The following is a 25,430-nucleotide window of genomic DNA, read 5'->3' as shown; positions in this document are numbered from 1 at the left end:
CTTAAATTTTACGTGTTGCGAAAATAATCAATTTTTGGGAAAAATTAGAGTGATATAATGATTATAACCTATAATGAATTCTTAATTTATTACATTTGAATTTAAAGAATAAATCTTAACTACAAGAATGAAGGCCCTCGTAAATAAATTTTATAAAAACCACGCTTTAGTTTACAAAGTACTTCTATTAATTGCAACTACATTTTTAATTGTTTATTTATTTCCGAAGAGCGGAAAATTTAAATATAATTTTCAAAAAGGTAAGCCTTGGCAGTCTGAAACCTTATATGCGCCTTTCGATTTTGCCATACAGAAAACAGACGAAGAATTAGCCAAGGAAAAGGAAACTATTGAAAAATCTGCTATCAAATATTTTAATTTAGACGAAAGTGTAAAAAACAATGTTTTTAAGGAATATAACAATAATTTTAAAACTTCTTTTCCAGATTCAATCTACAAATCTACCAACCAAATTAAGAATTTTGGTAAAAACCTTCTCGAAGAGTTTTATAAGTTTGGTATCACTACAGATAATAATTTAATAAATAAAAAAGCCACAGTTGCCATTTTAGAAGATAGGGTAGAAAAGAGTAAAACCGACTTTTCTAATATTTATAAATTATCTGATGTAAAGCCAACAATAGACGAAGAATTAAAGAAAAATAATCTTGAGGAGTTTGCGAAACCCTTAGCTATTCTATTTTTTAATATCATTCAACCCAACTTAGAATTCGACAAAGATTTATCTGAAAAAGCTTTAGATGAACGCTTAAATTCTATTTCAGCTAATCGTGGAAGTATTGAAAAAGAGACACTAATAATTTCGAAAGGTGAGATTGTTGAAGGCAACAAATACCTAATTTTAAAATCTCTTGTTTCAGAATACGAGTCACAGGTCTGGAACGAATCTAATTACAACTTGATTGTATTTGCATATACACTATTAGTAGCACTTGCCTTGTTAATGCTGTTGTTATTTCTTAGAAAATATCGATTGGACGTCTTTAATAACAACACTAAAGTCACCTTTATATTCTTTAACGTGCTGTTTATGGTTCTATTAACGACTCTAGTGGTTAATTACGACTCAAAATACATTTACATTGTACCATTAGCCATCCTTCCATTAGTATTAAAAGCTTTCTTCGATGCACGTTTAGGTTTATTTACCCACGTAATAACAGTGCTGCTTTTAGGATTTATTGTGCCAAACAGTTACGAATACATGTTTTTACAAATAATCGCTGGAATTGTTACTATATTAACTGTTTCAGAATTGTATAAACGTGCAAACCTCTTTATTTCTGTAGGACAAATTACAATAATTTACATTATCGCTTATTTTGCTTTCTTTTTAATTCAGGAAGGAAGTATGGATAATTTAAAATGGGAGACTTTTGGATTATTTATTCTCTGCGGACTTGCCACTTTATTTGTACAACCACTTATTTATATATATGAAAAGCTCTTTGGGCTGGTTTCAGATGTATCGTTATTAGAATTATCAGATACAAATTCAAAATTATTAAAACAATTATCTAATGAGGCGCCTGGTACCTTTCACCATTCATTAAACGTCGCTAATTTAGCAGAAGCAGCTGCAAACGAAATTAGAGCCAATGCCATGTTAATTAGAGTAGGCGCCTTGTATCATGATATTGGAAAAATGAAAAATCCAACCTACTTTACAGAAAATCAATCTTCAGGGATAAATCCGCATGACGAACTATCTCCAAGAGAAAGCGCCAAGGTTATTGTCGATCATGTAATTAATGGAATAGAAATAGCAAAGAAAAACAATCTACCAGACCGTGTTATCGATTTTATAAGAACGCATCATGGCACAAGTAGTGTGTATTATTTTTATATGAAAGAGAAAGCAAACAACGATATGGTTGATATAGCAGATTTTTCTTATCCTGGTCCAAAACCATTTAGCAAGGAGACCGCTATATTAATGATGTGCGATAGTGTGGAAGCTGCCTCGAAGAGTTTAAAAGAACCAACCTCTACAAAAATTGATAATTTTGTAGAAACCATTTTAAACAAGCAAATGGAAGACGGCCAATTTTTAAATGCCAATATTACATTTAAAGAAATTCAATCTATAAAAAAAGTACTAAAACGCAAGCTTGCAAATATTTACCATTTACGAATAGAATATCCTGAATAATTTTTTAAAAAATTGGTAAAAATTGTTGCGTTATATTAGATGTTATTATACATTTGCATCCGCAATTTATTGCAACGTTCATAACATTATTGGAGAGGTGCCTGAGTGGCCGAAAGGAGCGGTTTGCTAAATCGTCGTACCTAGAAATAGGTACCCAGGGTTCGAATCCCTGTCTCTCCGCAATTTTTTACAATCAAAGGATAATCATTTTCGGGGTGTAGCGTAGCCCGGTTATCGCGCCACGTTTGGGACGTGGAGGCCGCAGGTTCGAATCCTGCCACCCCGACTTTTTTAAATGCTAAGGGCTCTTAGCTCAGCTGGATAGAGCACCTCCCTTCTAAGGAGGCGGTCGAAGGTTCGAATCCTTCAGGGCTCACAGAATCCCTTTCATTTAGTTGGAAGGGATTTCTTGTTTATAGCCTTTCTCAAAACTAATTTTTTTATGGCAAAATCCGGAAGTGCTAAAAACACAAAAAATAAAGCGAAGCACTCTAAGCTCATGGACAAGAAGAAAAATAAACTTCGTCAGGAAAAAATAAATAGAAAAGAACGTTTAAAAGCCATTATACAACAGTCTAAAAAGAACGCTACAGAACAAGAGTAGTGCTCCATTGCATTTGACCCTTATTTCATGGGTTAAATAATCGTTAATCTTAACTTTTAAAAATAGCAATAGTTGTAACTTAAAGTTTCAAACTTCTAAATTCGTATATTGAAACTTATAAAATTCACCAAAAAAGGTATTTATTGTATTCCAGGGAAATTTTATTTAGACCCATGGTTACCTGTAGATTACGCAATAATTTCTCATGGTCATGCAGATCACGCAAGAAATGGGAATAAGCATTATTTATGTCAAGAAGATTCTAAAGCAATATTAAAGCATAGGTTAGGCATGGATATCAAGATTGAAAGCCTGCCTTATAACGAGACTAAAATAATTAATAACGTAACGGTTAGTTTTCATCCTGCAGGACATGTTATTGGTTCTGCTCAAATACGGTTGGAACATAAAGGCTTTATAGTAGTGTTTACTGGAGACTATAAAATTAAAAATGATTTTATTAGTATACCTTTCGAACCCGTAAAATGCCATGAGTTTATTACCGAAAGTACTTTTGGACTTCCCATTTATAAGTGGTTGCCCGAGGAAGTACTACAACAAAACATACATAATTGGGTACAAAAAAATCAATCTGTTAACAGAACCAGTGTATTTATTGGTTATTCTTTAGGAAAGGCCCAGCGCTTAATGAAGCTTTTAGAAGGGTTAGACGATATATACGTACACACCGCAATTCATAATTTAAATAATGCTATAGAAGGTTCGGGTATTATATTGCCTAAAACGCAATTACTTGATTACGAATTTAATAAAAAGGAGATTCAGAATAAAATTGTGATTTTACCGCCAGCCTTATTAGGTTCAAGACTTTTAAAAAAAATCCCTAACGCAGCTACAGCATTATGTTCTGGCTGGATGCAAATACGTGGAAACCGACGTTGGCAGGCTGTTGATGCTGGATTTCCAGTAAGTGATCATGCAGATTGGGATGGATTATTAACGGCTGTAAAAGCATCAGAGGCAGAGAAAGTCTATGTTACGCACGGTTCTCAAGCTACGTTTTCAAAATATTTAAATGAAATTGGTATACTTTCGGAAGAAGTAAAAACTGAATATGGAGAGGAAGAGCTCACAGTAATAGAAAATGAATCTAAAGCAAGTCATGTAAAATGAAACATTTTTCAAACTTAATTAGCGCTTTAGAAATCACTAATAAAACCAATTCTAAAATTGAAGCTTTAGTCGATTATTTTAAAACGGCTCCCGAAAAAGACCGCTTGTGGCTTATTGCCATATTTACAGGAAAACGTCCGCCACGACCTGTTAAAACAAGTTTAATGAAACAATGGGCGTTTGAAATTACTAAATTGCCAGAATGGTTATTTCTTGAAAGTTATAGTACTGTTGGAGATTTAGGCGAAACCATAGCTTTAATACTACCAAGTCCCACACATAAAATAGAAAAACCACTTCATGAATGGATGAGAGAGCTTATAGCTTTACGTGCTAAAAGTGACGATGAGAAAAAAAATTACGTTCTACACGCCTGGTCTGGCCTTGAAATGCAAGAGCGTTTAATTTTTAACAAACTTATTGGAGGTAGTTTTAGAATAGGTGTTTCTAAAAAAACATTAGTTAATGCTTTGGCTAAGTTATCTGGAATTGACGCCAACCAGTTAATGCACAGTATTATTGGCAATTGGGATGTTAATACTATTAGTTTTAACGATTTACTTAATGGAAGCCATATTAATTACGATAATTCCAAACCTTACCCATTTTGTTTGGCCTATGCTTTAGAGAAAGAATTGCAAGAATTAGGACAGCCCAAAGATTGGCAGGTAGAGTATAAATGGGATGGTATTCGTGGGCAAATAGTAAAACGTAACAACGAAATTTATATTTGGTCAAGAGGTGAGGAGTTAGTTACTTCTCAATTTCCGGAAATTGTGGAGACCGTTAGTAAGTTTAGAAGCGATTTTGTTATCGATGGCGAAATTTTAGCGCTTAAAGACAGTGCTGTATTGCTTTTTAACGACTTGCAAAAACGTTTAAACAGAAAGAACATTACAAAGAAAATGCTGGAGGACATTCCCGTAGGTTTTTACGCCTACGATTTATTGGAATATAATGGGGAAGATTTTAGAAATGAATCCATGGAAAAACGGCGTAAGCAGGTAGAACGTTTATTTATGGAAGTATCCGCTTCTGAAAAGTTAAAATTGTCCAGTCTTATTCAATTTGATTCTTGGGAGTCTTTAATAGAAATACGAGAACACGCAAGATCCATAAATTCTGAAGGGTTAATGCTTAAGCAAAAAGCATCGCCTTATCATGTGGGACGAAAAAAAGGAGATTGGTGGAAATGGAAAGTCGATCCCTTAACCATTGACGTAGTTATGATTTATGCGCAAAAAGGTAGTGGCAGACGCAGTAGCAAATATACCGACTACACGTTTGCCGTAAAAAAAGAGGATGGTTTGGTAACCGTGGCCAAAGCTTATTCTGGTTTAACAGATGCCGAAATAACCGAAATTTCGAGATGGGTAAATAAAAATGCTATTGAGAAATTCGGACCTGTACGTACTGTAAAACCGGAACTGGTGTTTGAAATTGCGTTTGAAGGTATTGCTTATAGTAAACGTCATAAATCTGGAGTCGCTTTGCGTTTCCCTAGAATTAAACGTTGGCGAAAAGACAAACCAGTAAGCGAAATAGACACCATAGAATCGGTAACAGCGTTAATTGAAGCACAATAGCTATGAGTGGATTTACAGAAAGTGAAGGTTATAAAATCATAGAAAATTGGATGGCAAAAGATGGAAACGTACCGTTTGCATTTCAGTATCAGACCTGGCAACGTTATAGCAATAATTATTCTGGTATGGTTGTAGCACCAACAGGTTTTGGTAAAACATTTTCCGTTTTTTTAGCCGTCGTTATCGATTATTTAAACCATCCCGAACAATACAAACAAGGACTTAAATTGATCTGGGTTAGCCCGTTACGTTCTCTCGCCAAAGATTTAGCAAAGGCCATGACGGAAGCTGTAGATTCTATTGGCTTAGATTGGACTGTTGAAGTAAGAAATGGTGATACTCCACAAAAAGACAGACGCAGACAAGAACGATTAATGCCAGATGTATTGCTAACAACACCAGAAACAATGCACTTATTGTTTTCTCAAAAGAAAAACTCCAGATGGTTTAAACATCTTAACTGTGTTGCCATAGACGAGTGGCATGAACTATTAGGAAGCAAACGTGGCGTACTAACCGAATTACTTATAGCCAGATTGCGCTCATTATCTCCTAAACTGAGAATTTGGGGCATTACCGCTACAATTGGAAATTTAGAACAAGCTAAACAGGTATTAATCCCTTATAAGGGTATGAAAACCACAACCATTAAAGCGAAAGAAAAGAAGAAAATAGACATCGTATCTATTTTACCAGATGAAGTTGAGGTTTTGCCGTGGGCTGGACATTTAGGAAAAACAATGGCCTCTAAAATTGTGCCCATTATTTACCAAAATGAAACCACCTTAATCTTTACAAACACAAGAAATCAAAGTGAATTGTGGTACCAAATAATTTTAGAAGAAGCACCAGATTTAGCTGGATTAATTGCTATTCACCATGGATCTATTGACAAAATATCGCGAAATTGGATTGATGATAATATAAGTTTAGGAAATTTAAAAGCTGTGGTTTGTACAAGTTCGCTGGATTTAGGTGTCGATTTTAAACCTGTAGATTGTGTTATACAAATTGGTTCTCCTAAAGGGATTGCGCGTTTCATGCAACGTGCAGGTCGCAGTGGTCATTCGCCTTATGAGCGCTCTAAAATTTATTTTGTACCCACACATTCCTTACAACTTATAGAAGCTTCAGCTATTAAGGAAGCTGTAAAAAGTAATGAAATTGAAGATAGAGAGCCAATGGTTTTAACTTTCGATGTCATGGTTCAATTTTTGGTTACGCTGGCAGTTGGTGAAGGTTTTAATGCAGGAGAAACTTTTAAACTTATTCAACAAGTACATGCATTCCATTTTACCACTAGAGACGATTTTAACTGGGCTATTCAATTTATTACACAAGGTGGCAACACCTTAAAGGCTTACGAGGAGTTTCATAAGGTTGTTTTAGACAAAGACGGCTTGTATAAAGTAAAAAGCCGTAGAATTGCCATGTTGCACAGAATGAATATAGGTGTTATTGTTAGCGACGCCATGCTTATGGTAAAATTTATTTCTGGTGGCTATATTGGTATGATTGAGGAATATTTTATTACCAAGCTAAAACCAGGTATGAGCTTTATTTTAGGCGGTCGTGTTCTAGAAATGATTCAAGTAAAAGATATGAGTGTTTTAGTAAAACGCAGTAAATCTAAAAATGCAATTACACCAAGTTGGATGGGAGGAAGGCTGCCATTAACATCGTATCTCAGTCATTTTTTAAGATTAAAATTAAACGATGCTTTACAACCTGGAAATCGGGAAAAAGAACTAAAATTTCTTCACCCTTTACTTGCAAGACAAAACAAAACCTCGCACATACCAAAAGCAGATGAATTTCTGGTTGAATTAATTGAAACAAAAGATGGTTATCATTTGTTTATGTATCCTTTTGAGGGTCGCTTGGTTCACGAAGTAGTTGCAGCATTAATAGCCTACAGGTTAAGTAAAATAAAACCATTAACTTTTACTATTGCAATGAATGATTATGGTTTCGAGTTGTTAAGCGACCAGCCCATACCATTAGACGAGAATAACATCAAAACTATTTTATCTCCCAAGAATTTAATAGAAGACGTAACAGCAAGCATAAATGCAACCGAAATGGCTTCACGAAAATTTAGAGATATTGCGGTTATTGCAGGATTGGTTGTGCAATCGCAACCAGGAACTCGTAAAAACAATAAGAGTTTACAATCTTCGTCTGGATTAATTTTTAGAGTTTTAGACGAAAATGAACCCGATAACTTATTATTAAAACAGGCATATACTGAGGTTTTTAATCAGCAATTAGAAGAAGTACGTATGCAAGCCGCTTTTAAGCGTATAGAAAACAGTAAAGTTATTATTAAAAGAGCCAATGCTTTTACACCTTTAAGTTTTCCTATAAAAGTTGATAGATTACGGAGTACATTAAGTAATGAGGATATGGGAAAACGTATTGCGCGAATTCAACAACAAGTATTTAAAAGCGACTAAATTGAATATAGTTACTAAGGATATAACCTGTAAAGGAGAAATATTTACACTCACCAATCAGCGTGTACTGTTTTGGAAAAGCGAGAACACTTTAATTTTATCTGATTTGCACATTGGTAAATCTGCTCATTTTAGAAAACATGGTATTCCAATTTCAAAGCAGGTATTACAAAAAGACTTAGAGCGATTAGAGGCTGTAATAATGCACTTTAAACCTGAAACTATATTAGTGGTTGGCGATTTATTTCATGCTGAATTTAATAGCGATATTGAAACTTTTAAAATTTGGTTACAACGGTTTCATCATATTAATTTTGAGTTGATAATAGGTAACCACGACAGGCTTTCAGGAGATTTATATATGGATTTAAATATTAAAATATTCAGACCAAATAAAACGATAGCGAATATTCGATTTGAACATGATAACGTGGTTTCTACAAGAGATATTTTTACTATTTCTGGACACACACATCCTGGCGTTATAATTAGAGGAAAGGCAAGGCAGCGTATTAAACTACCATGTTTTCAAGTTACTGAGAACCAATTAATACTACCAGCTTTTAGCCTTTTTACAGGACTTAACACTAAAAACTGTCCGGACAAATGTGTGAATTATGCTTTTACCACTACTCAAATTTTTAAAATCTAATAAATGTTATAATACGAATGTGTTTTATCGATAAAATCAGTATTTTAACTTAAATAAATGCGTTTTATCGAATTAAAATGCTTTTAATAATAATTATGAATGAATAGTCGGCTAAAGATTGCTACTTTCGCAGTCCCAAATTTAAAGACCTATTTATGAAAATTATTACATCGCTATTAAAAAAAGCTACCATTATTTTATCGTTTTTATCGATATTAAGTTGTACGGTAGAATCTTTAGACATTAACCAATTTACAGATTCTCAAAATCCATCGCAATCAAATTTAACATGTCTTGATGCACAACCAGAAGCTCGTTTCGTAAACAACGGAACCACAGACTTTACATTTGTAGTCTTTAGTCCAAGCTTAGGGCTTATTACAGAGGTTGTAGATGTGGCACCAGGAGTAACAACAAACTGGATTGCATTTCCTGAAGGTGAAATAATATTAGGCTTAGACTCTAGTGTTAGTTCAATTTCAGATTTTAAAACTCAAGTAACCATGCAAGCATGTGATACTTACGAATTAGTAATGCAACCAAATAACACTGTTCTACCAGGCGGACCAATAGGAAACTAATAATCAAAATTACTTAAACTCAAAGCCTAAAAACCTACATTTTAGGCTTTTTTAGTTTCTATAACTATTTTTTTATCCTCTAAATTGGTTGTAAAAAATAAGTATGTATCTCCGCCATCTTTAAGAGAAAAGGTTTTCCTGATTTGTATTACGGTGTCAGGAAAATTACGTGTAGTAACATTTACTTTCTTGCTTTTAAACGCGCTGCTAATCTGTTTTTTATTGTAGAGGCTATAGTTAAGAATTTTGAAACAGCGTCCAGGAAAGTTAATTAACAAATTTGAAGTGTATAAATGAGAATGTTTTTGTAATTTTTTTATTTCGAGCTTTTGTGCTAAAATGTTAAATGCTCCTGACTTTAAAATTGCCGCATTAGGCTCGTATAAATAGGCGAGAGGTTCACTAAGTACTGCAGAAGCCGTTGATTCTTCAGTTATATTATAATTAAAAATTTGGTTTTCATCCTTTAAAATATTAATTGTTTTTATTGCAGTCTCACCAATAAAATCGCGTTCAAGAACCCATAATAATTCTTTCACCTCGCTGTTTACCGCAACACAATAAATGGCGCTTACATTCGCTAATTCCTGTAATCCAGAAGTTATATCTAACAATGGCGAGGTTTTAACCATAATATTTTTAGCATAGTTAAAAAATAACTCTAAATGCTCAGGAACATTGGGCAAACAATCTTTTAGTAGAAACACTTTACCTTTAGCCTCGTCACGTCTTGAGGGATCGATATAAATCCAGTCGTATACCTCTTTTTGCTGCTTTAAAATGCTTAAACCATCATAAGGATAACAGGTTATATTTTTCGCTTGAAGCTGTGTATAATTATGTTTTACTATTTGTGATAACTGCGTATTAATTTCACAATGTATTACATTTTTTACTTGCTTAGCAAAATAAAAACTATCTACACCAAATCCACCAGTTAAATCTATTAGAGAATTTCCTGAGATTAAACCTGCTTTGTAAGCAGCAGTAATTTCAGACGAAGTTTGTTCTATATTAAGCTTATTGGGATAATAAATATTATTAGTCGAAAACCAAGTAGGAAGTTTTTTTTGAGATCGTTTTTTTGCTTCAATTTGTTCAATTAAAATTCTAATATCAATCGTAATTGGATGAGATAATTTTAATAACAGTTTAGTGATTTCAGATTTTAAATTTGAATTTATAAATTCCTGATTTACAACAGATAACACTTCATTATTAAAACTAAGACTTAACATTAAAAGTTCTTTGTTAGTTTTTTAACAATACGGTATTCTGAAAGAAATTCTTTAGCAATCACCTTAATAGCTGTGTACAGCGGAATAGCCAAAATTAAACCTACAATACCAAATAACAATCCAGCAATTATAATGATTATAAAAATTTCTAAGGGGTGAGATTTTACACTTTTAGAAAAAATTATTGGCTGACTAAAAAAGTTATCGACCAATTGCGCTATAATAAAACCTATCATGACATAGATGGTTTTAGGTAAAATAACCTCACTAAAGCTTTCTCCTAAATTACTGGACATGGTTAACAAAACAATTAAAACCGCACTAATCATTGGCCCAACGTATGGAATAACGTTTAAAAGCGCACATAACGATGCTATAATTATTGCATTTTCAATACCAAAGATAAATAGCACAGCAGAGTAGATAACAAATAAGATAACTAACTGTACCACTAATCCACCAAAATAACGCGATAATAAATCGCGAATAGTAAATAATGATTTTTTAATACGCAAGTCGTGTTGTTTAGGAAAAAAGGCCATGATGCTGTTACCAAACAAAGAGCTGTCTTTTAAAAAGAAAAAGGAAATAAAAAGCACGGAAAAAAGACCAACGCTAAAACTACCAAATCCAATAAGAACAGCATTTAAAATGTCTGGAATAAACCCAAAATTAAGTTCGGAGATAAATTTAGATTCTTGAATTGTTTCTTCTACTTCTAACTGATTTAAACCAAAATGAGATATAAATTCCTTGTATAAATTTTCTACATTTAACTGTAATTGGTCGATATCCAACAAAGATAAATTTTGTCCTTGCTCAATGGCCAGAGGGATAAACATACCTATAACTCCAGAGATAATTAAAATAAAAAGTAACATAGTTACTACAACTGCTAGGGTGTCGCCAAATTTAAGTTTCGCCATAAAAAAACGTTTTATTGGTCTGCCCAACAGCGATACGACTCCAGCAATTGTTATGTAAGCAATTACGGATTGAATTTCATACAAAAACCATATTAATATAGCAATAGCAGCCAGTATAGCGATTGCTCTTAAAATTCCGTTTGATATAGCTTTCGAATTCATTGGGTAAATATACAGATAGAATTAATATTTTTAATTTTCGAACAATAAATATATTGCTAAAATAGAGATTTGCAATTATTGTAGTTGTTTAGTTATTTCATAAAGCGCAATATTTGCGGCTTGTACCACATTCATACTACTATTTTGCCCGAACATATTTATATGAATAACAGCATCACTTTGTTTTAATGTACTTTCTGAAATACCAAAATTTTCATCTCCAATAAATAATGCTATTGGTCTATCTTCGGAAAATTTAAAGCTATGAATTGGTAAACTGTCTTCGGTAATTTCTAATGCTAGACATTGATAATCTGAAGCTTTTAAATTTGAAAGAACGTCTAAAACTTCCTCGAAAACCTCATAAACAACGACTTTTTCAGTAGCACGAGACGTTTTGGTCATTTTTCTTCCAAACGGAATAGCACTACCACAAAAGATAATTTTTTCTACACCAAAGGCATCGGCTATTCTAAATAAACTGCCAATATTTGGTGCGTTGGTGACGTTTTCACAAACTAAGGTGATGGGAAATGATATCTTCTTAAAGTTTGTATTGTAGTGGTTTAGCTGCACTCTTTTTAGTTTTCGAAAGCATACTTAACAATATTCGCTCCCATCTGTAATGCTTTTAGTCTAATATCTTCTGGATCACTATGCACTTCCTGGTCTTCCCATCCATCGCCTAAGTCGCTCTCTACGGTAAAAATAACTACTAATCGGTTTTCAAAAAACAATCCTAAAGCCTGAGGTCTTTTACCATCGTGTTCATGAATTTTCGGTAGCCCTTTTGGGAATGCGAAAGCAGTACTAAAAATCGCATGGTTAGCAGGCAACTCCTTTAGCTCTTGATTGGGAAATACTTTTTTAAGTTCCTTAGTGATGTAAGGTTTCATACCATAATTATCGTCTATATGTAAAAAACCACCAGATTTTAAGTAATTACGAAGATTTTCTACTTCTTCTTCATTAAAAAAAACATTACCATGACCCGTCATGTGCAACAAAGGATATTGAAAAATATCTATGCTACCAACTTCTACCGTTTCCGGCTTTTCATTCATTTTGGTAGCTATCGTTTCGTTACAAAACTTGATAAGGTTTGGCAAAGCGGTTGGGTTTGAATACCAATCGCCACCACCTTTGTATTTTAATATGGCTAAGTCTTGTGCAGAGGAATACTTAAAGCAGAACACCATTAATAACAATGCAATTACTGTAAGGTTTTTAGATTTTTTCGAACTAAATATCATATCTCAAAAATAAAAAAGAAAAGGATGCAAAATACAATAATGTTATTTTTTATGATGCTGTTTTTAATTCAGCCTTCAAATACAGAAATTAAAGCAGATACATTTAAACCTGTAGTGGTTTTAGAATTATTTACCTCTCAAGGTTGTTCCAGCTGCCCAAGTGCAGATGTTTTACTTAAAAAGGTAAGTGAAAATGACAAGGCTATTATTGCTTTGTCTTATCACGTAGATTACTGGAATTATATTGGGTGGAAGGATCCTTTTGCTAAAACCGAGTTTACTAAAAAACAACGCATCTATGGTAGTAAATTTAATAATAGTACAATTTACACACCACAGACAGTAATTAACGGTAAAGAGCATTTTGTTGGCTCTAAAGCTTCTGTTATGGCCGAAAAGCTAAAGGAATACAAAGCAAAACCATCTTTAAATACTATTGAATTATTTAATGTCGAGCAAAATAAAAACGAGGTAAGCTTTAATTATAAAGTAAATGGTACAATTACGAACAAGACATTACGATTGGCTTTAGTTATTAAAGAGCGAGTTACCGAAGTAAAACGAGGTGAAAACAGAAATAGAACCCTAACAAATACAAATGTTGTAGTTACAGAGCATTTAGTTACATTAAGTAAAGCTAACGGCAATTACAGTATTGCAATTCCAGATATTGTAGTAGATAAAGACAAATTGTCCTTGGTTGCTATTGTACAAAATGAGCATTTAGATATTACAGGCGCAGTAAAACATGGCTTGTAAGTTATAAAACTATCATTTTATTGGAATTGAATGTATTTAGGAGGCACAATATTATTAAGTCGCATATAAACAATCATTTGTCCTCTATGGTGAGTTATATGGTCTGTTAATAATAGAAGGATTTGTCGCTTCGTTCGGTTTAGACCCAAATAATCTAATTTATCGTTAAGCTTAGAAACATCAAATTGTCTAATTAGTTTCATTGTTGCATCAAAGGTCTCATCAATTTTAGCGATCATTTCTTTTTTAGTTTTATTTTTCACTTTAAGTTCAGTGTCCGTTTTCCAATCTCTTGGTTCACGTCCTCCTAATAGCGATTGACTATGCCAATCCATTGCCCAGCCAATATGCATTAAATTTTCGGAAAAGCTTTTAGATTCTGGAATAGCTTTGAAGTTATACTTTTCTTCAGGCATGGTTTCTGCCACAAGTAGCAAATACTTTTTTGAGTTCTCCAATCGTTCTAAATAGTCTTTAACAAAATCGTTTTCCTGAGCTAAAATAGGTGATGATAGCGAAGTAAATAACAGTACAACAATAAGGATTATTATTTTTTTCATGGCGATTTGCTTTATTTAGGCTTTCAATTCAATAAAAATAATAATTAATTTGAAGCCTTTTTACTTATTGTAAGAAATGGAACACTACTCATTTACAAAAGCCACAGAATGGCAAGCTACAATGGCAGCAGTTTCGGTACGTAAGCGTGTTTCTCCTAAAGAAACAGGTTTAAAATTTTTGGAAATTGCTAATTCAATTTCATTGGTGCTAAAATCACCTTCAGGTCCTATTAAAATTGTGGTGTCTTGATTTGGTTTTAGAGCCTGTTTCAAAGATTTTCTATCGGTTTCTTCGCAATGTGCAATAAACAGGTTTCCTGAGAACTCCTGATTTATAAAGTTTTTAAGGGCCATTGCTTCATTTAGTTTTGGCAAATAACAACTTAAAGATTGTTTCATTGCTGCTTGTAAAATTTTTTCAAACCGTTCTGGCTTAATAGTTTTACGTTCGCTGTGCTCACAAATTATTGGTGTTATTTCCTGTACGCCAATTTCGGTTGCTTTTTCTAAAAACCACTCGTAGCGGTCATTCATTTTAGTTGGCGCAACTGCTAAGTGTAAGTGGCATTTTGGTTTCTCTTTAAAACTCTTTGTTTTAATTTCTGCAACACAATTTTTAATGTTATCAGAAATTATTTCGGCAGAAAACAACCAACCTTTACCATTGGTAATATGCATTACATCTCCAGTCTTTTTACGCAACACTTTAGTTATATGCTTACTTTCATCTTTTGAGAAAGCAAACTGTGTAGTGTCTTGCGTGAGTTCTGGATTGTAAAATAATTGCATTGATGAGTTAAAATAAAAAAACCTTATTTTACAAAAATAAGGCTTATTTATAAATTTCTATTGGTCTATGCCTGTACAAATCATATCTCCATGATTAAGATGAGTTTGTAATGCATTAACACTTATGGTGATTAAATGCATATTATCTGGGTTTCCAGGAGGGATATGACAAATTGTAATTTTTTTAGGATTGTTCTTTTTGTCTTTTTTTAGTTCTGAAGTTGTTGTCGCAATTATACTAACTGGTAATGCAACAACTAGTAATATTTTAAATAAAGATAAATTCATAGCATTTTTAATTTTAGGGTTTATATAATGTCAAATGTAACCTGAACCTTTCTGTAGAAAAAAAATAATAGACAAAACAATCGTTTAGTCTATAAAGCACATTTTATTGTAAAATTACACGACCAAATACACATCAACTAATTAATCACTTCTTGTACTTTTAGTACATACACTTCTTTTATAATTTTAAGTCTGTGTGTTTTTTTAATAATGTAAAAACCATTGTCCTTGGTTATACCAACATCGAAAACATCGTCTACATTATGTTTTAAATTGGTGGCTTCTGCTTCAATTTCTATAGGTAATTGTCCATCTTTAACCCAGCCAGAATCACCTCCTTTTTTAGCGTTATTTGCCATAGAATATTTTTTAGCCAAATCACCAAAATCCACACCTTTACCATGCTTAGCCATGATAATTTTTCGTAGTCTGTAAATTTCATCAACAGGCATATTGTTGCCATCGAAAAAGATATAACTTATTCTATAATGCGGTTCATTTTCTTTTTTAACTATTTTATAATGTGTTTTTTTAAATTGGGTTCTTTCGGTTTTAGTAAAGCCTGCTGGCATTTCTAACAATTCTTTTGCTAATTTACTTTTATGCTTTTCGTCGTTAAAAACCATAAGCTTTTTCGTTTTAGACTTCGCTTCTCCCACATAGGCTTCGGCTTCTTCTAAGGTTTCAATGGTTTTTAAGTCTTTAGCTTCTGTTTGTGCGAATGTTACAAGCGATACACTTAATAATAGTAGGAGTAAGGGTTTCTTCATTTTAATTGAGGTTTTTTCAAAATTTTATTACCACAAAAAAACAAAAAAATAAGATGCTTACAGTAATTACTGATAAGGTTATTAACAAGGATTTTAACAACCTGCTTTTAAGATAGAATAGATATTTTTATAAGGACTTCGCATTTAGCTTTTTAGAAGCATAACTAACAATAAACACTATTGTAGCATAAAACAGTATACGTTCTATTATGCCTATTACAATGAGCTGAAACAACGTTGTTTCTTGATTAAACAAATAAAAATTGTCTGGTGCATAATCTCGATGAAAAGAAGTTAGTAATATAATATAGCGCTCTATATTTGCTCCGGAAGCCAGTACCAAAAACAAAATTATCAATACTAAAAGAAAATTTACCACATTTTTTCTTTGTAATTGTTTAATCCATAACAGTTGTATGAGTAAACAAAATAAAAATGGTCGCAACAGCATAATCCAGTAAGCAAACCAGTATGTTCCTGTTGCGCGCTCTGTAAACAGACTATGATCCTTAAAAAAATAATAATTAGTTAAATCGACTATATAATAAACAAAATAAACGATTGCTATTATACGAATGGTTTTAATAGAATACTTGAAAAACCGATTATTAATTTTATTTAGTCTAACCGATTTGAAAAGCGAAAGAAAATAGCTAATAAATGTAGTAAAACAAAAGCCGTAGATTAAAGCATCGAATAATAGTGTAATGGTAGCGTTCATTATATTTTTAATCGAGCTGAAGCCATAATATCACTTTCAGAAAAATCGTTTTCCAAATATTTTAAATAGCCTACAATGGCAATCATAGCAGCATTATCTGTGGTAAATTCAAATTTAGGGACATAAGTTGTCCAGCCAAATTTTTGCTCTCCATCTTTTAATGCTTTTCTAATACCAGAATTTGCAGATACACCGCCACCAATGGCAATATGTTTAATACCTGTTTGTTTGGTGGCTAATTTTAATTTATCGATTAGTATTCCAATAATTGTGTATTGAATGGAAGCACAAATGTCGTTAAGATTCTGTTCTATAAAATCAGGATTCTTTTTAATTTCGCGTTGTATAAAGTACAATACTGCGGTTTTAAAGCCTGAAAAACTAAAATTTAATCCGTCTACTTTTGGTTTGGTAAACTTGTAGGCTTTAGGATTACCAAGTTGTGCGCGTTTATCTATTTCTGGACCTGCAGGATATCCTAAGCCTAAAATTTTTCCGCTTTTATCGAAAGCCTCTCCAACGGCATCATCAATAGTTTCTCCTATAACCTCCATATTAAAATGGGCGGATACTTTTACTATTTGTGTGTGTCCTCCAGAAATAGTCATAGCTAAAAATGGAAATGGTGGTTTATTAAAACCCTTTTCTGCTATAAAGTGCGCTAAAATATGGGCTTGCATATGGTTTACAGCAATTAATGGAATTTGTAAACCATAGGCAAAAGATTTTGCAAAACTTGTTCCTACTAATAGCGAACCCATTAAACCTGGACCTCGAGTAAAAGCAACTGCATGTAGCTGCTCTTTTGTAATGTTTGCTTTTTTTAAGGCTTGATGTACTACTGGTACAATGTTTTGTTGGTGCGCACGTGAGGCTAATTCTGGTACAACTCCTCCAAATTCTTCATGTATTTTCTGGCTCGCTACAACATTACTTAATACCATGTCGTTGCATAGTATAGCTGCCGAAGTATCGTCGCAAGAAGACTCAATACCAAGTATGTAAATATTTTGTGAAGACATTAGTGAATATTCGGCATTATAATTGTTAATTTTGACATAGAAAATAATATAAACAAAGGTAGTTTTTTTAACTTAAATCCCTCATCAAGAAATTTCTTAAAATAGTAGGAAAATTATTAGCAATTTTATTGCTACTCTTCATCATATTGGTGCTGGTGCTTTCTATTCCAGCTGTACAAACAAAATTAGGGAGTTATGCCACTAAAAGAATCAATGAAGATTTTAAAACTAATATTACAATTGGTAAAATCGGGCTTCAGTTTAATGGCGATGTGGAATTAAAAGAAGTTTTAATTCGCGATTTTAAAAAGGATACGTTAATTAGTGCTTCAGAAATTAATACTTCAATTTTAAGTTTCAATAATTTAATTGAAGGCACTTTAAATTTTGGCGACATTGATATTGAAGACCTTATATTTAATGTAGTAACCTATGAGAATGAAACCGATACCAATTTAGACGTTTTTGTAGCAAAATTTGACGATAACAATCCAAGACCAGAAAAGAGTAATTTCTTATTATCCTCCAGCGATGTTTCTATTTACAATGGTTTATTCCGAATGGTTAATGAAAATAGAGAAACGCCCAAAATTATTGAGTTTAGTAAATTAGATATAAATGCCACTAATTTTCTCATTAATGGTAATGATGTAAGTACCAGAATTAACACCTTATCATTTTTAGACAGTCGTGGACTTGTTGTGCAAAACATGTCCACTAATTTTGAATATACCATAGAAAATATGGTATTTAACGATTTGTCTTTAAAAACCAAAAACTCTTCGTTAAAAGGCAATCTTATATTTAATTACGATAGAGAGGATTTTAAAGATTTTGAAAATAAAGTAGAAATTGATGCCAATTTTAACGATGCTAATATTGCTTTAGATGAGTTAAATGTATTTTATAACGAATTTGGTATTAACCAGCGTGCACGATTTAACACTAAGATTTCAGGCACTTTAAACGATTTAAATCTTACTAATTTAAATTTAACAACGAGTAGTAGAACAAAAATTTATGGCGATTTAAATTTTAAAAACCTTTTAAACAGTGAAGAAGATAATTTTGAGATGTCCGGAAGGTTTTCTAATTTAACTTCAACTTACAAAGATTTAAAAGCATTGCTGCCTAATGTTTTAGGTGCGTCAATTCCATCAATTTTCGATAAGTTAGGCGAATTTAAAATTGTTGGGACCACAAATATTAAACCAAGAAAAATAAATGCCGACTTAGAAATAAGTACTAATATAGGGTTTGTTAAATCTAATCTAAGTCTTGCAAATGTTAGTGATATCGATCATGCCACCTATAGAGGTAATATTATTTTCGACCAGTTTAACATTGGTGCATTTTTAGAAGACCCTAATTTGGGAGAGATCTCTTCTAATTTAGATGTTGATGGCTCTGGTTTTAAAAAAGAAAATTTAAGAACAGGAATTAAAGGAGATGTTTATTCAATTAATTATAATACATATCCATACAAGAACATTACTGTAAATGGAACATATGAAAAAAGTGTTTTTAATGGTAAACTTACTGCAGACGATACTAACTTAAAACTCGATTTCAATGGGTTGGCAGATTTATCTCAAACCATTAATACTTTCGATTTCACTGCAAATGTTGCATTTGCAGATTTAAAAAAACTAAACCTTTATACACGAGATTCTATGGCTCTTTTTAAAGGTAATGTGCAAATGAAAATGCAAGGCACAAGCATTGACGATGCTGTAGGAACTATCACTTTTAACAAGACAAACTTTAAGAACGAAACAGATGATTATTATTTTGAAGATTTTGCTATAAAATCTACTTTCGAAGGTAGAGAGCATATTATTACAGTAAATTCTCCAGACATTGTAGAAGGAACTATGCGAGGTGAGTTTCTGTTTAAAGATGTCCCAAATTTATTCGAAAATTCTATAAAAAGCATTTATACCAGCGAAGCACCCAATATTATAGAAACGAATCAGTTTATTAATTTTAATTTTAAAATCTATAATAAAATTGTAGAAGTCTTTTATCCAGATTTAAAACTTGGAGCTAATACTTTTATAAAAGGACGTGTAGAAACCGATGAGAAAGAATTTAAACTCACATTTAAATCGCCTAAAATTGAACTGTTAGACTATTTTGCCAACGATATTGAAATACAAGTAGATAATAAAAACCCTGTATTTAATACCTATATTGAGATAGACAGTTTAAATACTAACTTCTACAATGTTTCTAAGTTTAATCTAATTAACGTAACCCTAAACGACACGCTTTATATGCGAAGTGAGTTTAAAGGCGGGAAAACAAATACAGACAAATACGACCTTAGTTTTTATCATACAATAAATGAGAAAAACAACTCGGTTGTTGGTTTTAAAACCAGTGAAATTAATTTTAAAGACAATTTATGGAAACTTAATGAGGCTGCAGATAAGTACAATAAAATTGAGTTTGATAATGGCTTTAAGAATATTAATATCGAAAAATTAATCTTAAGTCATAAAAATGAAGAAATATCACTTGCTGGTGTTATTAGAGACTCCACTTATAAAGATTTAAAATTAAATTTTAAAGATGTTGATTTAGCTAAAATTACACCACGCGTAGATAGTTTGACTTTAGTTGGTAACGTTAATGGTAAATTAGATTTATTGCAACAAAACGGAAGCTACTTACCAAATTCTACAATCACCATAGACGACTTAGAAATAAACAATACCTACTTTGGGTCTTTCGATGCTAATATTAAAGGCAATCAATCGTTAACTAATTATACTGTAAATGCTTCAATTAAAGACGACATCAATAAATCTTTTGAAGCAGTTGGTAATATCGATGTATCCTCTAAAGATGCTTTTATAGATGTGGATTTATTATTTAATAAATTTAGCCTCAATATTTTATCACCACTACTAGAACCAATACTTAGCAGAGTAAGAGGTGACGTTACCGGTAAGGTTGAAGTTGTTGGAGATTTAAAACTGCCAAAATTTCAAGGCGAACTTAAATTAGATAATGGTGGTTTAAAAGTACCTTATCTAAATGTGGATTACGATTTTGCAAATAAAGCATCCGTAACACTGGATAATCAGAATTTTAACTTTAATAACATTAAAATTACAGATGTAAAACACAATACCAAAGGTGTGTTAGATGGAATGTTAAGCCATATTAATTTTTCCAATTGGCGTCTGGATCTTGGTATTAGTACAGATAGACTGTTGGTGCTAGACACAAAATATACCGACGAGTCTTTGTATTTTGGAACCGGTTTTATAGGAGGTGAAGCTAAAATATTTGGACCAACCGAAGCACTTAGAATTACGGCAGAAGCCGAAACTAAATCTGGCACAGAATTTTATATTCCGTTAAGCGATGTAGAATCTTTTGGTGATAATTCTTTTATTCATTGGTTAACACCTGAAGAAAAATTAGCAAAATCTGAAGGAAAAGAAATCGATATACAAAACATTTCTGGTTTGGAACTTTTTTTCGATTTAGATGTTACCCAGGACGCCCTCATAGAAATTGTAATGGATCAGGTTTCTGGAAGTACTATTAGTGGTCGCGGGAATGGGAGTTTATTATTCAATATTAATACCAATGGTAAATTTGAAATGTATGGTGATTTTGTAGTCTATGAAGGTGTTTATAATTTTCTGTATGGCGGTATTGTACAAAAAGAATTTAGTGTAAAACCCTTTGAAAGTACCTTGGCATGGAATGGAGACCCTTTAGAAGCCGAGATAAATATTTTAGCAATCTATAAAACACGTACAAACCCTTCACCATTATTAGATAACCCTATTAACCAAACCATTCCTGTGGAGTTAGAAATTAACCTAACTGGCCAATTGGAAAGACCAGAACCTATATTCGAATTTAATTTTCCAAATACCAGTTCAACCATTAAATCTGAGTTAAATTACAGATTAGACTCTAAAGACGATAAAGACAACCAGGCACTTTATCTCTTAGCAACTGGAGGTTTTAACAGGCAATTACAGGACATAAGTTTTACAGGAACAATTGCAGAACGTCTTAACGGTTTAATTAATGGTATTTTTACCGACACCGATAATAAAATTAAAATAGGTTTAAATTATGAAGCTGGGCAAAGACGACCAGATTACATAACAGACGATCGTTTAGGCTTCACGCTGCAAACAAAAATTACAGATCGCGTGCTTATAAATGGTAAAGTAGGTGTACCTGTTGGAGGCGCATCAGAATCTGTTATTGCAGGCGATGTACAAATAGATTTTCTTTTAAATCAAGAAGGCACACTAACTGCCACTGTTTTTAACCGTGAAAACAGCATTAGAAATTTTGGAGAAGAAATAGGTTATACGCAAGGTCTTGGGGTAGCATACACCGTAGATTTTGATACTTTTGGAGAACTTATCAGAAAAATTTTCAAACCAAATAATCAGAACACCTCTTCAGATGATCAATCGGATGAGGAAACATTACCTGAAGAACAAGAAAAAGACACTCCATTGCCAGATGGAATTGGTTTAAAAAAGAAAAGTTAATACATTATATTTTTTGTAAAATACAGCACTCCAAAACCAATATTTCCTACAAAAAAATCTCTAAAAATTCACCATTTTAATAATTTTTCAACTTTTTTATCAACTAAAACGTTATAGTTATTTTACGTCTGTTAATTTTTAACAAATCCATGGTATTATATGGTATTACTTTATTAGCTTAGCTTCAAACAAGTGAATTTAATGTCAAAAAAAATAAAAAAAATTGGTGTAATGACCTCTGGAGGAGATGCTCCAGGAATGAATGCTGCTATTAGAGCTGTAGCCAGAACTTGTGCCTATCACAATATAGAATGTGTGGGTATTTACAGAGGTTATGAAGGCATGATAGAAGGCGACTTTAAAGATTTAACTGCGCGTAGCGTAAAAGGAATAATAAACAAAGGAGGAACCGTATTAAAATCGGCAAGATCTGCAGAGTTTAGAACGCCAGAAGGAAGACAAAAAGCGTACGATGCCTTAACAAAAAAAGGAATAGACGCATTGGTGACTATTGGTGGCGATGGTACTTTTAATGGTGCCTTAATATTTAATAAGGAATTTGGTTTCCCGGTAATGGGTATTCCTGGTACAATAGATAACGATATATATGGTACGTCTCATACCTTAGGCTATGACACTGCGTTAAATACAGTAGTAGAATGTATCGATAAAATTAGAGATACAGCAAGTTCGCATAATCGATTGTTTTTTGTGGAAGTTATGGGACGCGATGTGGGACATATTGCACTTAATGTTGGTATTGGAGCAGGAGCCGAAGAGATATTAATTCCAGAAGAAGATTTGGGCTTAGATCGCTTATTAGAATCTTTAAGAAGAAGTAAAAAATCTGGAAAATCTTCAAGTATAGTTGTTGTTGCAGAAGGTGACAAAATTGGAAAAAATGTCTTCGAATTAAAAGATTACGTAGAAGAAAACATGACAGAATACGAAGTACGCGTATCTGTTTTAGGGCATATGCAAAGAGGTGGAGCACCATCCTGCTTCGATCGTGTATTAGCCAGTAGAATGGGAGTAAGAGCGGTAGAAAGTTTAATGGAAGGTCAGTCTAATTTTATGGTTGGACTGCTAAGTGACAAGATAGCTTTAACACCATTAGAAAATGCAGTAAAAGGTAAATCTAAAATAAATAAAGAATTAATACGTGTGTCTGATATTATGACCACATAAAATTGAAAACAAAAATTATGTCAAAATTAAAATTAGGAATTAACGGATTTGGAAGAATAGGACGAATTGTATTTAGAGCAACTGTAAAACGTGATAATGTTGATGTGGTAGCTATTAACGATTTGTTAGATGTAGAGCATTTAGCTTATTTATTAGAATACGACTCTGTACATGGTAGATTTGATGGTACCATTGAGGTTAAAGATGGAAACCTTGTTGTGGACGGAAAGACAATTAGAGTTACCGCAGAAAGAGATCCAAAAAATTTAAAATGGAATGAAGCAGGAGCAGATGTTGTTGCCGAATGTACAGGTATTTTTACAACGCTTGAAACAGCTAATTATCACATAGAAGGTGGTGCTAAAAAAGTTGTAATTTCTGCACCAAGTAAAGATGCACCAATGTTCGTAATGGGTGTTAACGATAACCAGTTAACTGCAGATCATACTGTGGTATCTAATGCATCATGTACTACTAACTGTTTAGCACCTTTGGCTAAAGTTATTGAAGATAATTTTGGTATAGAAGAAGCTTTAATGACAACCATTCACGCTGCAACATCAACACAATTTACTGTAGATGCACCATCACGTAAAAATTACCGCTTAGGAAGAAGCGCATTAAACAACATTATTCCAACCTCTACAGGAGCTGCAAAAGCAGTTGGGAAAGTGATACCAGAATTAGATGGTAAATTAACAGGAATGGCGTTTAGAGTACCAACAGTAGATGTATCTGTTGTCGATTTAACAGTTAGAACTAAAAAAGAAACCTCTTTAGAAGCAATTAAAGCAGCTATGAAAAAAGCCGCAAATGGAGCTATGGAAGGTGTTTTAGGATACACCGAAGATGCTGTTGTATCTCAGGATTTTGTTAGCGAAACCCGTACCAGTGTTTTTGACGCAGATTCTGCTATAGAATTAAATCCAAAGTTTTTTAAATTAGTTTCTTGGTATGATAATGAGTTTGGATACTCTAATAAATTAGTAGATTTAGCAGAAAAGATTAACAATCTATAATAGTAGATCTTATGATATTAATAGTTGACAGCGGCTCTACTAAATGCGATTGGATAGCCATAGATAAAAAAGGTAATCAATTGCTTGAAAAAATTAGAACTAAAGGTTTAAATCCTGCAATTCTTTCAGAAAAAAAATTGCGTAAAACCATAAAGAAAAGTGAGGCTCTTTTAGAAAATCGTGAAAAAGTTGAAGCTGTCTATTTTTATGGTGCAGGTTGTGGTACAGAAAAACCAAGATTAGCACTTAAAAATGTACTTCAAAATTTCTTTATAGAAGCTAAAGTAACTGTTAACGAAGATACCATGGCTGCCGTTTACGCCACTATTAGTACTCCGGATGAAGCTGCCGTAGTCTGTATTTTAGGCACAGGTTCCAATTGTAGTTATTACGATGGCAAAAAATTACACCAACGCGTAAGCTCATTAGGTTACACCTTAATGGACGATGCTTCTGGTAACTATTATGGAAAGCAACTTATTCGCGATTACTATTTTAGTCATATGCCAGAGAATATAAAAATTGCATTTGCCGATAAATATAATCTCGATGCCGATTTTATAAAATACAATCTTTACAAGCAACCTAACCCAAATGCTTATTTGGCTACTTTTGCAGAATTTATGATTTTGAATAAAGATTCCAAATACATAAAAGAATTAATAAAGCAAGGTATTAGAGTTTTTGCTAAAAATATGATATTTCAGTTTAAAGAAGAATTAAAAACCGTACCTGTTCATTTTGCAGGCTCGATTGCTTTTTTCTGTCAGGATGAAATTAAGGAAGTAGCAAAAGAATTAGGATTTAAAACAGGTAATTTTGAAAGAAGACCAATAGAAGGCCTTGTAAAATTTCATGCAGATTAATAACTATTTGTCTAGTCCTAAATAACCGATACAGATTATTAAAGGATTAAATTTATTAATTAAAGCTGAACAATCATATGATTGTTCAGCTTTTTTGATTTGTATTGTTTTCTTTTCAATTTGTTTTGTGCGTGCATTTGTATTGGTG

Annotated in this window: 22 protein-coding genes and 3 tRNA genes; 15 read left to right on the top strand and 10 right to left on the bottom strand. The window is 32.6% G+C overall.

The genetic code is table 11. From position 1 onward, the window contains the following. Window positions 1-127: 127 nt before the first annotated feature. The 10 genes from ACVC43_RS00585 (at window position 128) to ACVC43_RS00540 (ending at window position 9,186) form a co-directional block, all read left to right on the top strand. Window positions 128-2,173, top strand: coding sequence for an HD family phosphohydrolase (locus ACVC43_RS00585; RefSeq protein ID WP_452222629.1), 2,046 nt, complete (start codon window positions 128-130; stop codon window positions 2,171-2,173). 91 nt (window positions 2,174-2,264) lie between these two features. Continuing rightward, window positions 2,265-2,353 (top strand) — tRNA-Ser (locus tag ACVC43_RS00580). Window positions 2,354-2,384: 31 nt separating this feature from the next. Further along, a tRNA-Pro gene (locus ACVC43_RS00575) sits at window positions 2,385-2,459 on the top strand. Window positions 2,460-2,475: 16 nt separating this feature from the next. Continuing rightward, window positions 2,476-2,549 (top strand) — tRNA-Arg (locus tag ACVC43_RS00570). A gap of 66 nt (window positions 2,550-2,615) precedes the next feature. Further along, on the top strand, window positions 2,616-2,777 hold the full coding sequence (locus tag ACVC43_RS00565; RefSeq protein WP_452222628.1) for a hypothetical protein: 162 nt from the start codon (window positions 2,616-2,618) through the stop codon (window positions 2,775-2,777). Window positions 2,778-2,885: 108 nt separating this feature from the next. Next, window positions 2,886-3,911 (top strand): ligase-associated DNA damage response exonuclease, encoded by a 1,026-nt coding sequence (locus tag ACVC43_RS00560; protein WP_452222627.1) that lies wholly within the window; start codon window positions 2,886-2,888, stop codon window positions 3,909-3,911. Continuing rightward, entirely contained in the window at window positions 3,908-5,497 is a 1,590-nt protein-coding gene (locus ACVC43_RS00555) for an ATP-dependent DNA ligase (protein ID WP_452222626.1), read from the top strand. The genes ACVC43_RS00560 and ACVC43_RS00555 overlap by 4 nt, the downstream gene beginning before the upstream one ends. A 2-nt stretch (window positions 5,498-5,499) precedes the next feature. Then, window positions 5,500-7,953 (top strand): ligase-associated DNA damage response DEXH box helicase, encoded by a 2,454-nt coding sequence (locus ACVC43_RS00550; RefSeq protein ID WP_452222625.1) that lies wholly within the window; start codon window positions 5,500-5,502, stop codon window positions 7,951-7,953. Between the two features lies 1 nt (window position 7,954). After that, complete coding sequence (pdeM, locus tag ACVC43_RS00545) at window positions 7,955-8,605, top strand: ligase-associated DNA damage response endonuclease PdeM (protein ID WP_452222624.1); 651 nt, start codon at window positions 7,955-7,957, stop codon at window positions 8,603-8,605. Between the two features lie 155 nt (window positions 8,606-8,760). Then, on the top strand, window positions 8,761-9,186 hold the full coding sequence (locus ACVC43_RS00540; RefSeq protein WP_452222623.1) for a hypothetical protein: 426 nt from the start codon (window positions 8,761-8,763) through the stop codon (window positions 9,184-9,186). Between the two features lie 41 nt (window positions 9,187-9,227). On the opposite strand, the gene ACVC43_RS00535 is transcribed toward ACVC43_RS00540, so the two are convergent. From ACVC43_RS00535 to ACVC43_RS00520, 4 genes are all read right to left on the bottom strand, one after another. Beyond that, a complete protein-coding gene (locus ACVC43_RS00535; RefSeq protein WP_452222622.1) occupies window positions 9,228-10,424 on the bottom strand; it encodes a THUMP-like domain-containing protein in 1,197 nt (398 codons plus the stop codon). Beyond that, window positions 10,424-11,512, bottom strand: coding sequence for an AI-2E family transporter (locus ACVC43_RS00530; protein WP_452222621.1), 1,089 nt, complete (start codon window positions 11,510-11,512; stop codon window positions 10,424-10,426). Before ACVC43_RS00530 ends, ACVC43_RS00535 begins: the two co-directional genes overlap by 1 nt. Before the next feature lie 75 nt (window positions 11,513-11,587). Next, the gene (locus ACVC43_RS00525) at window positions 11,588-12,088 is read right to left on the bottom strand and encodes a TrmH family RNA methyltransferase (RefSeq protein ID WP_452222620.1); all 501 of its coding nucleotides are present in this window, start codon (window positions 12,086-12,088) and stop codon (window positions 11,588-11,590) included. Between the two features lie 5 nt (window positions 12,089-12,093). Further along, entirely contained in the window at window positions 12,094-12,711 is a 618-nt protein-coding gene (locus ACVC43_RS00520) for a DUF4159 domain-containing protein (RefSeq protein WP_452222677.1), read from the bottom strand. Window positions 12,712-12,789: 78 nt separating this feature from the next. Between ACVC43_RS00520 and ACVC43_RS00515 the strand changes: the two genes are divergently transcribed. Continuing rightward, complete coding sequence (locus tag ACVC43_RS00515; protein WP_452222619.1) at window positions 12,790-13,524, top strand: DUF1223 domain-containing protein; 735 nt, start codon at window positions 12,790-12,792, stop codon at window positions 13,522-13,524. A 17-nt stretch (window positions 13,525-13,541) separates the two neighbouring features. Here the strand turns inward: ACVC43_RS00515 and ACVC43_RS00510 are convergent, their stop codons facing one another. The 6 genes from ACVC43_RS00510 to tsaD form a co-directional block, all read right to left on the bottom strand. Next, complete coding sequence (locus tag ACVC43_RS00510; protein WP_452222618.1) at window positions 13,542-14,084, bottom strand: DinB family protein; 543 nt, start codon at window positions 14,082-14,084, stop codon at window positions 13,542-13,544. 84 nt (window positions 14,085-14,168) lie between these two features. Beyond that, entirely contained in the window at window positions 14,169-14,873 is a 705-nt protein-coding gene (locus ACVC43_RS00505; RefSeq protein ID WP_452222617.1) for a 16S rRNA (uracil(1498)-N(3))-methyltransferase, read from the bottom strand. A 57-nt stretch (window positions 14,874-14,930) separates the two neighbouring features. Further along, complete coding sequence (locus ACVC43_RS00500; protein ID WP_452222616.1) at window positions 14,931-15,161, bottom strand: hypothetical protein; 231 nt, start codon at window positions 15,159-15,161, stop codon at window positions 14,931-14,933. Window positions 15,162-15,298: 137 nt separating this feature from the next. Beyond that, window positions 15,299-15,931: a peptidylprolyl isomerase gene (locus ACVC43_RS00495; protein ID WP_452222615.1), complete on the bottom strand. Its 633-nt coding sequence runs from the start codon at window positions 15,929-15,931 to the stop codon at window positions 15,299-15,301. A gap of 127 nt (window positions 15,932-16,058) precedes the next feature. After that, window positions 16,059-16,652: a hypothetical protein gene (locus ACVC43_RS00490; protein WP_452222614.1), complete on the bottom strand. Its 594-nt coding sequence runs from the start codon at window positions 16,650-16,652 to the stop codon at window positions 16,059-16,061. Then, window positions 16,652-17,674, bottom strand: a complete 1,023-nt coding sequence (tsaD, locus tag ACVC43_RS00485; protein ID WP_452222613.1) for a tRNA (adenosine(37)-N6)-threonylcarbamoyltransferase complex transferase subunit TsaD — start codon at window positions 17,672-17,674, stop codon at window positions 16,652-16,654. Before tsaD ends, ACVC43_RS00490 begins: the two co-directional genes overlap by 1 nt. A 128-nt stretch (window positions 17,675-17,802) precedes the next feature. Here tsaD and ACVC43_RS00480 point away from each other — a divergent pair, with 128 nt between their 5' ends. The 4 genes from ACVC43_RS00480 to ACVC43_RS00465 all read left to right on the top strand — a co-directional run bounded on the left by ACVC43_RS00480 (window position 17,803) and on the right by ACVC43_RS00465 (window position 25,282). Then, the gene (locus ACVC43_RS00480; protein WP_452222612.1) at window positions 17,803-22,209 is read left to right on the top strand and encodes a translocation/assembly module TamB domain-containing protein; all 4,407 of its coding nucleotides are present in this window, start codon (window positions 17,803-17,805) and stop codon (window positions 22,207-22,209) included. Between the two features lie 201 nt (window positions 22,210-22,410). Then, window positions 22,411-23,397 (top strand): 6-phosphofructokinase, encoded by a 987-nt coding sequence (gene pfkA, locus ACVC43_RS00475; RefSeq protein ID WP_452222611.1) that lies wholly within the window; start codon window positions 22,411-22,413, stop codon window positions 23,395-23,397. Window positions 23,398-23,414: 17 nt separating this feature from the next. After that, on the top strand, window positions 23,415-24,416 hold the full coding sequence (gap, locus tag ACVC43_RS00470) for a type I glyceraldehyde-3-phosphate dehydrogenase (protein ID WP_452222610.1): 1,002 nt from the start codon (window positions 23,415-23,417) through the stop codon (window positions 24,414-24,416). Between the two features lie 11 nt (window positions 24,417-24,427). Continuing rightward, window positions 24,428-25,282 (top strand): BadF/BadG/BcrA/BcrD ATPase family protein, encoded by an 855-nt coding sequence (locus ACVC43_RS00465; RefSeq protein ID WP_452222609.1) that lies wholly within the window; start codon window positions 24,428-24,430, stop codon window positions 25,280-25,282. Window positions 25,283-25,430: the final 148 nt, after the last annotated feature.

The sequence above is a fragment of the Lacinutrix chionoecetis genome (genome assembly GCF_053604665.1).
The sequence above is the reverse complement of the archived record's forward strand: the minus strand, read 5'-3'. Positions and strand labels throughout refer to the sequence as shown.